This is a genomic window from Vibrio clamense, from assembly GCF_050337905.1.
Lineage (GTDB): Bacteria > Pseudomonadota > Gammaproteobacteria > Enterobacterales > Vibrionaceae > Vibrio > Vibrio cortegadensis.
The window spans coordinates 284,795-300,767 of the sequence record NZ_JAKJTJ010000019.1 but is presented as its reverse complement, the minus strand read 5'-3'; the positions used below and the strand labels follow the sequence as shown (position 1 = coordinate 300,767).

Below are 15,973 nucleotides of genomic sequence, written 5' to 3'. Positions count from 1 at the left end.
GGTTATACTATTTGGATTATTGGAAGTTGCTAGAGCAAAACAATGAGCCACATACTGGACACCATCGACACTGTATACCCTTTCCCTCCGAAACCGATGCCGCTTACTCTTGAAGAGAAGCAGTTGCATATTTCGAGAATTAAAACGCTTCTCAAAGAAAAAGACGCGGTTTTAATTGCCCACTATTATACCGATCCTGAAATTCAGGCACTAGCGGAAGAAACTGGCGGTTTTGTCGGTGATTCTCTTGAAATGGCCAAGTTCGGCAATCGTCATTCGGCAAGTACATTGATCATTGCTGGTGTTCGTTTTATGGGTGAGTCTGCAAAAATATTGACCCCAGAAAAACGAATCCTCATGCCAACCTTAGAAGCAGAATGCTCACTAGATTTAGGTTGCCCAGCAGACAAGTTTACAGAATTCTGTGACGCTCACCCCGATCATATCGTTGTTGTCTATGCGAATACTTCTGCTGCTGTGAAAGCGAGAGCGGACTGGGTAGTTACATCAAGCATCGCATTAGAAATTGTTGAGCATTTAGACGCGGAAGATAAACCAATTATTTGGGGGCCTGATCGTCACTTAGGCTCTTACATCGCGAATCAAACCGGCGCCGACATGCTGTTATGGCAAGGTGAGTGTGTGGTTCACGACGAGTTTTCTGCTAAAGCATTGAAGGATATGAAAGCGGTCTACCCTGAAGCTGCCATTCTTGTTCACCCTGAATCTCCAGCTAGCGTGGTTGAGCTTGCAGATGCTGTGGGTTCTACAAGCCAACTGATAAAGGCGGCGAAAGAGCTTCCTCAACAAAAAATGATCGTGGCGACGGATAAAGGTATCTTTTTCAAGATGCAGCAACTTGTGCCAGAGAAAGAGCTAATTGAAGCGCCAACTGCAGGTGCAGGTGCAACATGTCGTAGCTGTGCTCATTGTCCGTGGATGGCAATGAATGGATTGAAAGCGATTGAGCAGGCACTGACAGAAGGCGGTGAGCAGCATGAGATCTTCGTAAGTGAAGAACTTAGAGTGAAATCGTTGATTCCATTAAATCGTATGCTGGATTTTGCAGAACAGCTTAATTTAAAAGTGAAGGGCAACGCATAGCGCGGACGCTTTTTATACTATATTTATATAAAGCCAGCTTTAATGCTGGCTTTTTTGTGGGCGAGAAAACGTGATATTGAAAATCCTATATAACGTTGATTAATCAAAAATTTTAACGCATGATGAATGTTAACAAGTGTATTAATAAGGTAGGCAGTAGATGATGATTTGGTTGCAGTTCAAACGTTGGGCTCATGCTAACCTGTTTGAACTCAATGGACGAAACTTGTTGATTGCCTTTGCCGTTTATCTAGGCGTGAGCTGGTGTTTGTTAAGAGTGACAGGAGAAAGCGCATTAACCGCTTCTTTTACTGACTTCATTTATTATTTAGCTGTGACGGCTTCAACGGTTGGCTATGGGGATATGTCACCGCAAACCAATGCTGGAAAGTGGGCTGTGATGCTGTTTGTTATTCCAGGTGGCTTAACATTATTTGCGGCATTACTTGGGCAATTTGCTAGCGTTGGTATTGAGTATTGGCGCGCTGGTCTATTAGGGAAAAGAAAAATGAATGTTGAAAACCATATTTTATTGCTGGGCTGGAATGGGCAGCGAACCATTCACTTAATAAGAATGCTTCAACATGAAGAGACAGGACGCAGACCCATCGTACTATGCAGTCGCTCAGATATCGAAAATCCGTTACCAGGTGAGATTGGGTTTGTAAAAGTAACGAGCTACACAGATAGCCAAGAGATGGAGAATGCGCAGATAGCAGAAGCAAGCTGTATCTTAATTGACAACCCCGAAGATGATATTACGCTTTCAGCTGCACTGTACTGCTCAAACATCAACCCTACCGCGCATTTACTTGTCTACTTCAAAGACGAAGCATTAAGCCGCTTATTGCACCAACATTGTCCTAATTCGGAATGTATTCCTGCGATCGACACTGAAATGTTAGCAAAAGCGGCCGTTGATCCGGGTTCAAGTGCACTGCATCAAGAGTTATTAAGTTCAACAAGAGGAATGACACAGTACTCAACTATCTTTCCTATGGACAAAGATGAAACACTGATTGAGCCTATTTTTCATATGTTCAAATCCGAGCATCAGGCAACACTGATTGCAATAGATGCAGGCGAGGGGATTGAACTTAACCCTGAGTTAAAAACGGTAGTTAAACCTGGGACGAAGATTTTTTATATTGCTGATGAAAGGCTTGAGCACTTTGATTGGAATAAGCTCAATTAGATATAAATGAAAGCTTCTGTCGATGAATAATAAACAAAGGCCAATGAATACTGGCCTTTGTTTATTCTAATAACGGTATGTTTACTTTAATGAGATCGTTTTATCGAGCTTATTGATTCTCAGCTAATGCAACGCCTTTTTGGGTTAGACCGCATAGCATAATTGGCATCGCATTAAATATCTCTTCAAACTGCTCAAGTCCTTCAATGCCTTGTTCTTTTAAGGCCGTGATTGATGTCTCTGGATCGTAAAGCATACTTAAAGAGAGCAGCACGCCACCGAGTAAGGCGTTATCTTCGCTCTCTTCTGGCATTAATGTCTCCCAGTCATCACGACTAAGTTGCCAGCCTTGAAGAACGCCTTCACAAAAATCTCGTGTGGCTTCATTCACAATCTCTTCTTCATCCAGCTGGCAAATGGTAGGCCAAACCCATTCACCTTCAAGAAGTGCAGGGCGGAAGCTATTCCACAGTTCAATGACTCTTTCAACGTAAGCTTCTAGCTGCTCACCATCAGAAAAAGGAGCGGTTTCTTCCCCCCCCCATAGAAACGAAAGCCATTCGTGCGGTGTTAAGACGTTCGGAGCGGCTGCCATTGCCGTCACGAATCCATATGTTTTCGCTTCATTAATTAATTTATCTTCGAGTTCTGGTAAAGACAGAATTTCTTGTAATGTCAAAATAGAATACCGTATCAGTTAAGAGGGTGTAGAATGAAGTGGCTATCTTACCAAGCAATAGCAAAGGGAAAAAGACTTGATGTGCTGAGTTAATCACTATAAATTTTAATGAATAATTGAAAAGTATCGAAGAAATATGGATATACGTTCGTCACTTAAGAAAAAAAGCATCATAGCACTGGGTCTTTACCTTTGCTTTTTCATTGCAATTATTGGCAGCGTAACCTACTGGGTGGTAGAGCCGCCAGTAAGGGATAAACTTGTCCGCAATTTAGACTTGCGCTCAGAATTACTTTCCGCACAAATCAATGAACCACTCAATAGCTCTTTAGGGGTTCTATTCTCAATAGTCGGCATTGTGCAAACTGATCAAACCCAAGAAAAGCTCGACGAGGTTTTTCGGTCCATCTTTTTATTAAGCGATAACATTGTAGTGAGTGGTGGCATTTGGCCGCAGCCTTACAGCATTGATCGCAACACCCCTTATTCAAGCTTGTTTTACAACAGAAACAATACTGGTGAGATCGATCAGATAGTCTCTTGGAATAACCCAGAAGCGGCAGGTTATCATAAGGAGTCATGGTACACCGAAGTGGCTGGACGACCAGAAAAAACTATCTCGTGGTCTGATGTATATATCGATCCCTATACACACATACAAATGATCACCGCGTCTACGCCTTACTACTTAAACGGGCAATTTGCAGGCGTCGCAACCGTTGATTTGTCTTTGGCTGGTTTGATTGATTTTGTTAAAAAGCATGCTGAACAGTACGATCTTGGCGTGGTGTTGCGTGATAATTATGGAAAAGTATTAACCGAACACAATTTTCAGGTTGTCGATAATATATACATCAGTCGCTATACATTCGGTGCTTTTGATTGGCAAATTGAAGTGGTTAACTCTAAACGATTAGTGTCCGATGAAGTATTCGAGCAAGTGATGAATATCGAATTAGGTATAGTGCCATTACTGCTTATTTGTGTCATGGCTGGCTATTATCTTCTTAATCGGTATTTAATTAATCCAATAACCGTCATCGCCAGAAAAGTGGACGAATCGAAGCAGGGTGGGATCATTGAAATTGCTTACTCGAGCAGGGATGAAATACGGCACTTGGTTGACGCTTTTAATGAGAAAACGGTTTATTTAGAAGAAGAGAAAATCAAAGCGCAAGCATCGACTGAAGCAAAATCCCTGTTTTTGGCAACCTTATCTCATGAAATCCGTACGCCAATGAATGGGGTGCTAGGAACGGCTCAAATTCTACTTAAAACTGAGCTTACAGAGGCTCAAGAAAAATATTTAAGAACTCTTTATGACTCTGGCGAACACATGATGACGCTACTCAATGAGATTTTAGATTTTTCTAAAATTGAACAAGGTCATCTTGAACTAGATCGAAGCGGATTCCCAATCGACTCAATTGTCGGCAGCATTAATAGTGTCTATCACACATTATGCACTGAAAAAGAGCTTCAATTTAAAGTGTACTCTGAGATTCCTGCTGGACGTTGGTATTACTCGGATAAAGCGCGCTTACGGCAAATATTATTTAATCTTCTTAATAACGCGGTGAAGTTTACGTCTCGTGGTTTTGTTGAGGTGTATTTAAAAGAGTACGAAGAAGATGGAAGCGAGTTTTTATCTATAAGAGTTAAAGATACAGGGATCGGAATCTCGAAAGAGGCGCAGAAACGAATCTTTAATCCATTCGAACAAGCTGAATCCAGTACAACACGTCGTTTTGGCGGAACAGGGCTTGGCCTTACGATTGTTAAACGGATCGCGGAGCTTATGGGCGGAGGAGTATCGGTTGTTAGTGAGGAAGAAATAGGTACTAGCTTTGAAGTAAAAGTGAAGATTGCCGCATGTAAACCAGGCTCAAAACAATCCCTGTTACAACAGAAGTTAGATTACTCAGGATTGCGGGTATTGATTGTTGAAGATAATCGGACTAATACCATCATTATTGAAACCTTCATGAAGAATAAAGGCTTTGAATGTGTATGTGTTGGAAATGGAGAAGAAGCTCTTCAAATCGTTGCGGAGCAGAAGTTTGATTTAATTTTGATGGATAATCACATGCCTGTGATGGACGGTGTTGAGTCGATCTCTGGTATTCGATCACTTAGCCCCCCTATAAGCACGGTTCTGATCTTTGGATGTACAGCTGACGTATTTCGTGAAACTCGTGAGAGGATGCTAGGGGTTGGCGCTGATTATATTATTGCAAAACCGATAGATGAACGTGAACTGGATGACGCGTTGTATCGTTACGCCAGAAAACTATATCAGTACCAAACTGAGTCAACAGCCGTAAAAAATGTAGAAGAACTTCTTGTTCAGTTCTTTATTGAGCTTGAAAATTTGCATATTTCTCAAGCAAGCGCGACATTGGATCAGCTTAAACATTTATGCTCAAGGCCACTATCTCCCGATCTTGCCATTTTGCTTCAAAACATAGAGTCATCATTGCAACTTAATGCCGTACCGAAGCAAAGTGATCTCGACCAGTTAACCTTACTTCTTATAAATAACTAAAATGTAATTTACTTACTGATAATACTCGCTATTTGACTAGTTATTGAGCAGTTGTACAAAAAGCAGTGTTATAAGCTGCTTTTTTTATCTTAATTAGTTATTAATTTACCCTCTCGTTCTTACTTTGATGTTTATCACTGCAAAATATGTGTTTTAATAGCGCAAATAACTGGCTGGTAATTTAAAGCTGGTTTTATATTGCGGTTTAATTGTGATTTGGTAGTGATAAGTGTTGGGGTGTGGTAATGAAGGCTAATGGAGCATTCTGTTTTCGTAATGCGGCAGCAGATACGTTTGCAATGGTTGTATTTTGTTTTATTTCGGGAATGATTGTCGAAGTGTTCATCTCAGGAATGAGCTTTGAACAATCTTTGGCATCTCGTGTTCTATCTATTCCCGTAAATATCGCGATTGCTTGGCCTTATGGAGTATTTCGAGATTGGTTCATACGCAGTGGTTATAAAGTATCAACATCAAAACTAATGAAGAATGTTTCTGATCTATTAGCATATGTCCTTTTCCAGTCACCAGTATATGCAGGCATTCTGCTTGCAGTTGGGGCATCGACCGATCAAATTATTACAGCAGTTTCAAGTAATGCCGTCATCTCTTGTGGTATGGGGGTGCTATATGGCTACTTTTTAGATATGTGCCGTAAGTGGTTTAAAGTTCCTGGCTATTACCAAACGGCTTAACTTGCTTACTTTGGTTTTATTTTGATCTAATTAGCTACTTAATGAACAAACAAACGTGTAATCTGACTTTTTTCGCCAATTTCACTTGACCGAAATGAGTTAAATCATTAAATTAGCGCCTCGTTGACCAAGCAGTTAACGAAATACGGTGAGTTGTCCGAGTGGCTGAAGGAGCACGCCTGGAAAGTGTGTGTACGGCAACGTACCGAGAGTTCGAATCTCTCACTCACCGCCACATTCTTGAAGAAAGACGTCTTAGGGCGTCTTTTTTTATGCCGGTAAGGAAATGCAAACCTGTCTCCAGTAACACCTCTTATACTCATCCGCTTGGTATTATCATAGCGAGCTGCTGATAGCATGCTGTGTGAGATCTGATGAAAGCATACCTAAGTCAGAGTATTAGGCTTAAATACTGGCTGAGCAAACTGATATCAGATATTGTTACTACTGATTGGCAAGAGTCTATCTTCATAAAAATAAACAAGAATCTGGATACCAGGGCAAGGAATCACGGTATGAAAAGTGTCTTTAGTGCGGCTATTAAACGTTTTAAGTTGGCTCACCGTTCAATTCGAATCGGTACTTATATTGTGGCGGCCTATGCTTCTTATGCATTGTTAATAGGTTTAGCTTTACCTGCTGCCATAGAGTCCCAATTACCAAAACAGCTTCACCAATTCATCGGGCGTGATGTTAGCGTTCAAGACATTAAAGTGAATCCTTTTCTACTGAGGATTGAAGTTAATGACTTCATGATCGCAGAGAGTGATGGAATCAATCGCTTTGTTCATTTTAAGCAGTTAAAAACACAGTTTAATTTTTGGCAAAGTATTATCACTTTAACACCGACATTAGAGTATTTTTCTCTAATAGAGCCTCAAGTTCAACTGACGAGATTAAGCCAAGATAGCGCGTCGACAAGGTTTAATTTTACAGACATTATTGAGCATATTGCGGCTTTACCTCAAAAGTCCTCCTCCGAAATCCAGCAGGAAGAATCAAATCAGACTGTTGAAAAAGTGTTTCCCTTTAAAGCGCTGACAATCAATTTATCGAATGCTGCCATCGACATTCACGATAGACAAACAGGCGTAACGCTTGGCTATCAGGACATTAACTTTGAGTTAAACGAACTTGATACTCAGGCCCAAGTCTTTGATGCTTCGCAGAAGAGTGCAGCTGCAACGCCTCTATCGACAAACCAATTTGTTCTAGAACTGTCTGGAAGCGATAAGAGTCGTATTGAATTTAACGGGCAGTTTCAACTTCAGCCGCTACTCGCAAAAGGCGACATCGGGGTATCTGCGATCCAGTTACCACCCTTATGGCCGCTAAGTGAAAATATCATCAGCGCTGATTTGAGTCGTGGTGCCATTAACTTCAACTCACATTTCTCTGTGAGTGAATTGCAAGAACAAATCAATATTCAGCTTAATCAAGGGCGATTTTCTATCGATGATTTAGCGTTTGAGTATGATGGTAAGCCCAAAGTGAAATTGGATGAACTGGCACTTGATGGTATTAAAATAAGTACTGCCGATAAACAGGTAGATCTTCAAGAATTATCGGTTACAGGTTTATGGGGGGATGCAGCATTAAATAGTAAGGGGGTAGACTTACCTCGTTATTTCACTCCAACTAACCGAGAGCAAAAACAGGTAGATGTCATCACTTCGGAGCCCTCAGAAAGTGATACTTCTCAAGATGCGGCATGGCGAGTAAATCTGGAAAAATTTGCACTTATACAAGCAGATTTGAACCTCGAAGATCGTTTTGTGAGTGACAATATGCACTGGCGAATCTTCCCATTAGATTTTGAAACGGGTGCGCTGAACAGTGATTTAACTGATCCTATTCACTATAAACTTGATTTAGCAATAGGCTCAGAGTTTAACAAAGCGCCGACTCAGGCTCGTGGCCAGTATAGTGTGGAAGGCACAGCAGACTTAATGAATGAAGAGTTTGTGGCGAAAATGAAACTTGTATCGCTGGATCTGACACAGTTTCAACGCTACATCGCTCCGCATCTCAACCTTATTGTGGATAACGGTACGCTCAGTACACAAGGCTCCTTGAGTGCCAACAGTAAAGGAAAAGCTATTTTTCAAGGGCAAAGCTCAATAGATAACTTAGTCATAAAAGATGTGCTTGAAAAAGAACCTCTGCTTAAGTGGGAGAGTATGTCGCTGGAAGCGTTACATTTTGACCAGCAGAAAAAACGGTTGAAAATCGATACTATTTTATTCAACAAACCGTATGCTAAAGTTCTTGTAACGAAAGATCGATTGACTAATATTGGTCAAATAACGAAAAAACAAGAGAGCGTAGAAGCAGAAAGTAAGAAAACAGAAGCTCAAAAAACAGAAGGAAAAAAAGCGTCCTCAGTAACGTCCTCTCAATCGGTTGAACCACAGGTTGTAGCCTCTACTTCTAAGGAAAAACAAGGTAGTGATAAAAATACCTTGTCGCTTGATATTGATAAAATTGCGTTTATAAATGGCTCTGCCTTTTTTGCTGATTACTCATTGGTTCCGAACTTCGCTTCAGGAATTGAAATGCTAGAAGGCAGTATTCAGCATATTTCATCCAATCCTCAAACTCGTGCGAAAGTGGATATCAAAGGCAAAATTGATAAATACGCACCGGTCACCATCCTTGGAGAAGTAAACCCTCTAGCACAGCCTCCTTATCTAGATTTGGATTTCAAATTAGAGAGTGCTGAATTGACATCGGTAAGTCCATATTCTGGGCTTTATGCGGGGTATTACATTGATAAAGGTCAGTTATCTATAGATATCAATTACCGTCTAGAAAACAATATCTTGGAAGGCGAAAATAACGTTGTTGTGGATCAATTGACGCTAGGTAAACGTAGTGAATCTGATCTTGCGACGAGTCTACCTGTCACGCTTGCGATTGGGTTGTTGAAAGATACGGATGGCGTTATTGATCTTGGTTTTGGAGTCTCTGGTGATGTCAATAGCCCTGACTTTAGCTTCGGCGGTGCAATTTTAACCGTCTTGGAAAACCTGATCACGAAAGCGGTTACCGCTCCATTTTCATTATTAGCGGATATGGTTGGCAGTGATGAAGAGCTCGATTATGTCGAATTTGAACCGGGGACTTCAGAGCTGAATGAGGCTGGTGAACAGAAAATTGTTTTACTCGCAAAAGCACTCAATGCAAGGCCGAATCTAAACCTTAGCGTTGAAGGCTCCGTCTCTATTAAAGACGATTCGGCTAAAATAGCAGAAGACGAGTTACAGCAGAAACTATTAAAGAAAAGTGGTCTTGCTAGGCTTCCTGAAGATTTAAGTGCGAGCCGTATTCCAGAGACTGGGCCGCTGAAAGAAGCACTAGAAGTGTTAGCCGTTGAAGAGTTAAAAATAGATCTTGCTCAAGAGCGTCTAACTTTACAGGAAAAAGTCGCAGAGCCAGAACAAATATCTAAAGCGCTTTCCATTAGTTTATACAACCAACTGCTTTCGGCACAAGACGTCTCGTACCAAGAGTTAGGTGAATTGGCTCAGGAGCGAGCGAAAGCAATCAAAACGTCGCTATTGGTTAATAAAGTGCAAGCAAACCGCGTATTCATCATGGATAGCAAAACAAAACTTAAAACTGAAGAGCATAAAGCGCTGCTCACGATTGACTCAAACTAATTAGGGTCAACATTAATAGAATGCTCCTTATCCAAATAGGGAGCATTAAAGTGAGCATGGTTACTTGTCAATAGAGCTTGCGAGTTGTGGATACTTTCTTTGATAGCGCGGCAACATCGTTTCATTACCGAGTAGCCCACCTTGATGAATATACAGTAGGGTTTTCTCTGGGTTTTCTGCGCTCCATCGGTCTAAGCATTGCCACATGAGAGGGTCATAAAGCAGGTCGAATTCAATGTCGGTTTGTTGCTCTAAATTTAGCCACGTTTGGTAATCTTGTTGATAGAGCTTGCCAAAGTGGTGCTTTTTATCCAGAGACAAAATTTCTGGGTGATCGCTTTCACCTAATTCATCAAATTGGCTTGTCAGATAATCATTCCCACCCACACAGGCACAGGTAATCACAGGAATGTTATGTGTTTTTAAATGCTTATGAAGATAGAGTGCCGTCGTCCCCGTCCCTGAAGGTAGGGCAACCACGAAATTATGATTCGGTTCAAATCGAACCCAACTCAGTATCTCTCTTGCGAGTTGCTTCACGCCATATTCGGCGAGAGGAGATCGGCCACCTTCTTCAACATACAAACATTCTTCGGCTGGCTGTCGAATCTCTTCAATATAAGATTTTGGATGCAGTTCTGGTGCAACTTCGGAAAGATCAATAATATTAGCGCCAAGTTCAAGCGCTCCACGATAATTACCTCTTGGATATGCTTTAACCGATGCCGGAATATGATCAACATAAAACTCGAAAGACCAACCCTTTATTCGAGCCAATGCAGCTAATGAATAGAATGAATTGGCCTGCGCAGATCCATAAGATATCAGAGTGGTGACTTTAGGGTAGTCACTCTCTAGTATGTTCATAAATTTACGAGCTTTATTACCTGAAAAGTGGGAATGGAGTTGGTCATCACGCTTAAGAAAGAAAGTGCTTTTCTGAAATTGATGTTGGGTTATAGGGCTATTGTCTAATTTCATACAACAAAATGTTTAACTAAGTTGGGCACAGTATCTAGTAGTATGGTTAAAGAGTAAACCAACAATAATTATAGAATACAATTTACCGCTATCCGCTAATGTAGATAAGCGGATAGCGATAATCAGTTATGAGTCGCTAGGGGGATTGATTTTTGAAGTGATGGAAACGTAACGACAGCTTCGCAGCCTCCGCACTTATGGTTGCTTAGTGAGAAAGACCAGCCATATCGTGAACATAAATCATCAACAATGAGCAAGCCTAAGCCATGGCCATCTGCGGAAGGCTTCTCAGTTAGCCCTTCACCTTGATCTTTAATGTTTAGATATTCTGACGTCATCCTTACTTCAACAACGCCTTGGTTCGTTGCAGCAATGGCATTTCGTACTAAATTGCCAATGATCATGTTCATGACCGCTGTAGTCGCTTGAATTTGAGGTGAGGATTCAATGGTGCATTCCACATTTATTTGCTTTAAAACGGCCTGTTCCGAATTTTGGTCAAGAATCGATTTGAGTTCAGATTCACTAAATTCTCGCATTGGCTCTGAATCATGGTCACGTTCATAACGCACTAGACCGAGTAAGGCGTCGACCATGGTTGACATCTGATACGCCGCATCATCGATTCTTTTGATCTGTCTTGTCTGAAATTCATTATTATCACCACGGCTCAATAGTTTATTTGAGCCTCTAACGACAGTCAGTGGTGTTCTGAGTTCATGGCTCGCGTAGCGTGCAAATGCCTGCTCCCGCTTCAAAAGAGAGTTGATTTCATGCCGATAATGGTTCATCTGATCGGCTAACAATTTAAACTCAACAGCAGCGCCATTATTGATTGAAAATGCTTGATCCACTTTGCCTTTATTGGTTTCTAGTTGTTTGGATAATGAATTAATTGGCTCGATCAGACGTTGCGAAAGTCGGTATAGTAGTGCGCCGAATAGTAACATCAAGGTTGTGACAAGCCCCATGACAACAGAGACAGAAAAAATAATTTCATCTAGTTGAAGTTCAACTTTGTCGATTTCACTTAATAGAATTATTGGAAACTGAGTGCCATTTTTTGAAAACTCACCTACATAGACCATTCTTGAATGTGGATCGTCACCCACTTCGCCTAGAAAAAAAGTCTTATCTTGAAAGAAAGGTAAGTACTCCTTCGGAATGAGATCCCAGTCATTATAGGCATCTGTTAATATATCAATGGTGATGACCCCATCTTCACCAGCTTGATAACGAGAAATAGCTTCGTTACGATCAAGTATGATCCGTCGCTCGCCAACTCTATCTTCTGACCAATGTATTGCGCTGTAAAAAATGGTGTAACTCACTCCTCCGACAACGGTCGATAGCAGTGCGAAAAATAGAGCTAACCTGCCCGTTAAACTTTTTGTGCTGGAGCGAAAGGTATTAATCACTGGCTACCTCCAAACGAAACCCTACTTTTGGCACTGTAATTAACATTGGGGAAGAAAAAGGCTTATCAAGCTGATTTCTTAATTGATAGATATGACTTCTCAGAACGTCATTGTTGGGTTCGTTTTCTTGCCAAAGTTTGTTTGCTATCTGTTCGCGAGTGACAATTTCAGGTGCTTGTTGGCACAATAACTCAAGAATTGTATAGGTTGTTGGATTTAGTGAGAGTCGTTTGGAGTCTCGGTAAGCTTGATGTGTTTTTTGATCGATAACCAGGGAGCCATAACTCATTTTGGTGCTTGCTACACTGCCACGATAGCGATTGATTAAAGCATTCATTCGAGCTTCAAGGATGTCTAAATCAAAAGGTTTTGTTAGGTAGTCATCAGCACCATGTTCAAAGCCTTTAAGCATATCTTCGCGGTTATCTAGCGCGGTTAACATCAATATTGGAGTGCAGTTGCCTTTATCTCTCAGTTGATTACAAACGGTTAACCCATCCATACGCGGTAGCATTAAATCAAGAATGATGATGTCAAAGCTTTGTTCGAGAGCCAGTTGTAAGCCTAGCTCGCCATTGTCTGCGTAATCCAGTTCCATTCCAATGCATTCGAAGTAATCAAATAAAACGCCAGCGACTTCTCGGTTATCTTCAACTAACAGTACTTTCTTCATTTTTAAAATCTACGTTTAAAGGTGCTTTCCTATGATCATGATTTGATGTGAAAAAGATGTCAACGACATATCTTCCACATTGACTAGTAGACAATGCAAACAAATCCAATTTTATAGATTGTTGCATGAATGAATACACTACATAAAAACTACTTTGAGAAGCCAGTAGTACTTTCGGTTATTGTGCCTTATTTCAATGAGCAAGAGGTGTTACCTGAATGCCATTCTAGGTTGACTGCCGTTCTTGATGCTTTAGATGACCGTTGTGAAATAATTTATATCGATGATGGAAGTTCTGATAATAGTAAGGCGTTAGTGGAGAGCTTTCCTGTTTCGGGTTGCGACGTGATTAGTTTAGGGCTGAGTCGAAACTTTGGTAAAGAAGCGGCGATGTCTGCTGGATTGGAGCACTGTCGAGGGCTTGCTGTCATTCTCATTGATGCCGATCTGCAAGATCCACCAGAGTTAATTCCTTCTATGCTGGAAGAGTGGCGCAAAGGCTTTGATGTGGTCAATATGCAGCGCAGTCATCGACATGGGGAATCTTGGTTTAAACGTTTTTCCGCTGCGTCATTCTATCGAGTATTAAACTCAATGGCTCAGTTGAAAGTGCCCGAAAATGTCGGGGATTTTCGCTTACTAAGCCGTGAAGTGGTTGATCATATCAATCGTTTACCAGAGCGCAATCGCTATATGAAAGGCATTTTTTCATGGCCTGGTTTTAAACAATCTACGCTGCAATTTGAACGTGATGCTCGCTTTTGTGGTGAAACAAAATGGAATTATTTAAAGCTGTTTGGGTTAGCGATGGATGGTATTACTTCGTTCTCAATCCGCCCATTACGCATAGCGACCGTCCTTGGTGCGCTGATTGCGTGCACTGCTTTTGTATACGGTTCAATTATTGTAACGAAAACAGTCATGTATGGTGAAGCCGTAAGTGGTTACCCATCCATGATGGTTGTGATGCTTGGCCTTGGTGGGATTCAACTATTGAGTATTGGGTTACTTGGTGAGTACATAGGTCGAATATTTATTGAAACGAAAGCAAGGCCGTTGTATCTCGTTCAATCAATTTCAGAACAGCCAGCGAAACAACATACAACTTTTTTAAAGGCGATGGCATGAAACTGAACGTTGACATCAAGCGTAATCACCTCTGGATTTTACTTGGCTTTGCACTTTTACTCAGATTACTTTCATTAGCCGCTTACCCATTAATGGATACGACCGAAGCTCGTTACGGTGAAATGGCAAGGTTGATGGTCGAAACTGGCAATTGGTTGACGCCACAATTTGATTACGGGATTCCTTTTTGGGGTAAACCACCGCTGTTTACGTGGATGAGCGCTTACGGCATTCAAATTTTTGGACTGAATGAATTTGCAGTAAGAGCACCGCATTGGTTGGCTGGAGTGGCCACCATTCTTCTGATTGCTTACATGGCGAGAAGAGTGGGTGTGAGTGGGTTAGTTTCCGGTATTGTGCTTGCTACTTGCGGTATCTTCTCGATTGCGGCTGGTGCCGTTATGACGGATATGGCACTAACCTTAGCGATGACGATTGCCATGGTCGGTTTTTACTTTTGCTGGCTCGACAACAAAGCAACAAAAGCGGGATTTGCATGGGGAATAATCGGGTTTTTAGGGCTGGCCATGGGACTACTGGCGAAAGGACCCGTAGCGATCGTTATTATGGGTATTGCAGTTTTACCTTGGCTTATACTTCAACATGGTTTTCTGAATGGATTTCGTGAGCTTTGGCGTCGTTTCCCAATTGTCTTTGGTTCAGTTGCTATGCTGTGTGTGGCTTTACCTTGGTACATTTTAGCGGAACTGAAAACACCCGGTTTTATTGATTACTTCATTGTCGGGGAGCATTTTAAACGTTTCGTCGTCAGTGGATGGGAGGGCGATCTATACGGCTCTGCTCATGATGAAGTGAAGGGGATGATTTGGGTCTTCTGGCTACAAGCAGCGGCTCCTTGGTCTATTGTTCTACCGTTTTTAGCTTGGCGAAGACGAGCTATGATTAAAGACGTCGGTACTACTCACCATGGGCTGTTTAGTTTTTTATTATGTTGGTTGATCTCTCCATTAGTACTCTTTACTGCGGCTGGAAATATTCTTCCTGCATACGTGTTACCAGGAATACCCGCTCTTGGTCTCATGATTGCTATGCTGATAAAAGAGAAAGATTTGAAGTGGTTTTCAGGAGTCGCATGTATTTTACCTGTAGTACTGATGATTGCACTATTGATGCTTAATCTCGGTAAAGCTGAGCGCAGAAGTGATCGCGTTATCTTTGAACAAATCCAAGACAGTGCGCCTGCTTTTTATGTAGGTAAACGACCATTCTCTGGCCAGTTTTATAGTCGAGGGCAGGCTAAACGATTTACCTCGAATCAGCAGATCTTTAACTTAGATCGTTTTTACCTCATTGGAAAGATGGAACCTGTTGAAACGCTTATTAAGGATTTATCGCTGAATTGTAGAATGGAATTTACCGCGGTATCTAAGCGTTCACTTTTTACCTGCATGAAGATTGAAAATGATACAACGACTGATTAAGTTTTCTGTAGTGGGAGGCATCGGCTTCATAGTCGATGCCACCATCTTTGCGACGTTGAATATATTCTTTCATTGGGACCTGATGCTGATTCGAACTATAGCTTTCATTGGTGCCGCTACAACGACTTGGCTAGGAAATCGAATCTATACATTTAGTGACGTTGAAGACGCTCCTCGTTTGCAGCAATGGAAAAAATTTATCCTAGCGGCATCTATTTCTGCGGTGCCTAACTTTGTGGTGTTTAAATTGAGCCTGGAGTGGATTGGACCCGATGGATGGTATGTCTATATCGCCTTAGTGTTAGGTGTACTGGCGGGAATGATAAGTAACTTTTTATTGAGTTCTCGATGGGTGTTCAAGGCTTCAAGTTCATGTTAGCAATTTAACGTTAAGTTATTTAATGTTACGGATACAAAAAAGCGCAGATCTCTCTGCGCTTTTTATTATTTA

The 15,973-nt window shown here is 41.4% G+C and carries 12 protein-coding genes and 1 tRNA gene; 9 read left to right on the top strand and 4 right to left on the bottom strand.

The window, feature by feature from the left end:
• The first annotated feature begins 42 nt into the window (after positions 1 to 42).
• Together nadA and L4C39_RS04230 are read left to right on the top strand one after the other, a co-directional pair.
• On the top strand, positions 43 to 1,104 hold the full coding sequence (gene nadA / locus L4C39_RS04235) for a quinolinate synthase NadA (RefSeq protein WP_017051982.1): 1,062 nt from the start codon (positions 43 to 45) through the stop codon (positions 1,102 to 1,104).
• A 160-nt stretch (positions 1,105 to 1,264) separates the two neighbouring features.
• Positions 1,265 to 2,299 (top strand): potassium channel family protein, encoded by a 1,035-nt coding sequence (locus L4C39_RS04230; RefSeq protein ID WP_429744610.1) that lies wholly within the window; start codon positions 1,265 to 1,267, stop codon positions 2,297 to 2,299.
• Positions 2,300 to 2,408: 109 nt separating this feature from the next.
• Here L4C39_RS04230 and L4C39_RS04225 read toward each other — a convergent pair whose 3' ends face one another.
• A complete protein-coding gene (locus L4C39_RS04225; protein WP_017051984.1) occupies positions 2,409 to 2,978 on the bottom strand; it encodes a UPF0149 family protein in 570 nt (189 codons plus the stop codon).
• A 136-nt stretch (positions 2,979 to 3,114) separates the two neighbouring features.
• Between L4C39_RS04225 and L4C39_RS04220 the strand changes: the two genes are divergently transcribed.
• From L4C39_RS04220 to L4C39_RS04205, 4 genes are all read left to right on the top strand, one after another.
• A complete protein-coding gene (locus L4C39_RS04220; RefSeq protein ID WP_489686397.1) occupies positions 3,115 to 5,523 on the top strand; it encodes a hybrid sensor histidine kinase/response regulator in 2,409 nt (802 codons plus the stop codon).
• Positions 5,524 to 5,768: 245 nt separating this feature from the next.
• Complete coding sequence (locus tag L4C39_RS04215) at positions 5,769 to 6,218, top strand: L-alanine exporter AlaE (protein ID WP_171756559.1); 450 nt, start codon at positions 5,769 to 5,771, stop codon at positions 6,216 to 6,218.
• Between the two features lie 147 nt (positions 6,219 to 6,365).
• Positions 6,366 to 6,453: transfer RNA gene (locus tag L4C39_RS04210), tRNA-Ser, on the top strand.
• A 280-nt stretch (positions 6,454 to 6,733) separates the two neighbouring features.
• Entirely contained in the window at positions 6,734 to 9,880 is a 3,147-nt protein-coding gene (locus L4C39_RS04205) for a DUF748 domain-containing protein (RefSeq protein ID WP_429744608.1), read from the top strand.
• A 60-nt stretch (positions 9,881 to 9,940) separates the two neighbouring features.
• Here L4C39_RS04205 and L4C39_RS04200 read toward each other — a convergent pair whose 3' ends face one another.
• The 3 genes from L4C39_RS04200 to L4C39_RS04190 all read right to left on the bottom strand — a co-directional run bounded on the left by L4C39_RS04200 (position 9,941) and on the right by L4C39_RS04190 (position 12,952).
• Positions 9,941 to 10,861, bottom strand: a complete 921-nt coding sequence (locus L4C39_RS04200) for a pyridoxal-phosphate dependent enzyme (RefSeq protein WP_429744606.1) — start codon at positions 10,859 to 10,861, stop codon at positions 9,941 to 9,943.
• Positions 10,862 to 10,983: 122 nt separating this feature from the next.
• Positions 10,984 to 12,279 (bottom strand): sensor histidine kinase, encoded by a 1,296-nt coding sequence (locus L4C39_RS04195; RefSeq protein ID WP_429744604.1) that lies wholly within the window; start codon positions 12,277 to 12,279, stop codon positions 10,984 to 10,986.
• Complete coding sequence (locus L4C39_RS04190; RefSeq protein WP_171756413.1) at positions 12,272 to 12,952, bottom strand: response regulator transcription factor; 681 nt, start codon at positions 12,950 to 12,952, stop codon at positions 12,272 to 12,274. The genes L4C39_RS04195 and L4C39_RS04190 overlap by 8 nt, the downstream gene beginning before the upstream one ends.
• 129 nt (positions 12,953 to 13,081) lie before the next feature.
• On the opposite strand from L4C39_RS04190, the gene L4C39_RS04185 reads away from it, so the two are divergent.
• From L4C39_RS04185 to L4C39_RS04175, 3 genes are read left to right on the top strand one after another with little or no spacing between them, the layout of a single operon-like run.
• Positions 13,082 to 14,080, top strand: a complete 999-nt coding sequence (locus L4C39_RS04185) for a glycosyltransferase family 2 protein (protein ID WP_261888332.1) — start codon at positions 13,082 to 13,084, stop codon at positions 14,078 to 14,080.
• On the top strand, positions 14,077 to 15,522 hold the full coding sequence (locus L4C39_RS04180; protein WP_429744601.1) for an ArnT family glycosyltransferase: 1,446 nt from the start codon (positions 14,077 to 14,079) through the stop codon (positions 15,520 to 15,522). The genes L4C39_RS04185 and L4C39_RS04180 overlap by 4 nt, the downstream gene beginning before the upstream one ends.
• On the top strand, positions 15,503 to 15,901 hold the full coding sequence (locus L4C39_RS04175; RefSeq protein WP_136993770.1) for a GtrA family protein: 399 nt from the start codon (positions 15,503 to 15,505) through the stop codon (positions 15,899 to 15,901). The genes L4C39_RS04180 and L4C39_RS04175 overlap by 20 nt, the downstream gene beginning before the upstream one ends.
• Positions 15,902 to 15,973 lie beyond the last annotated feature (72 nt).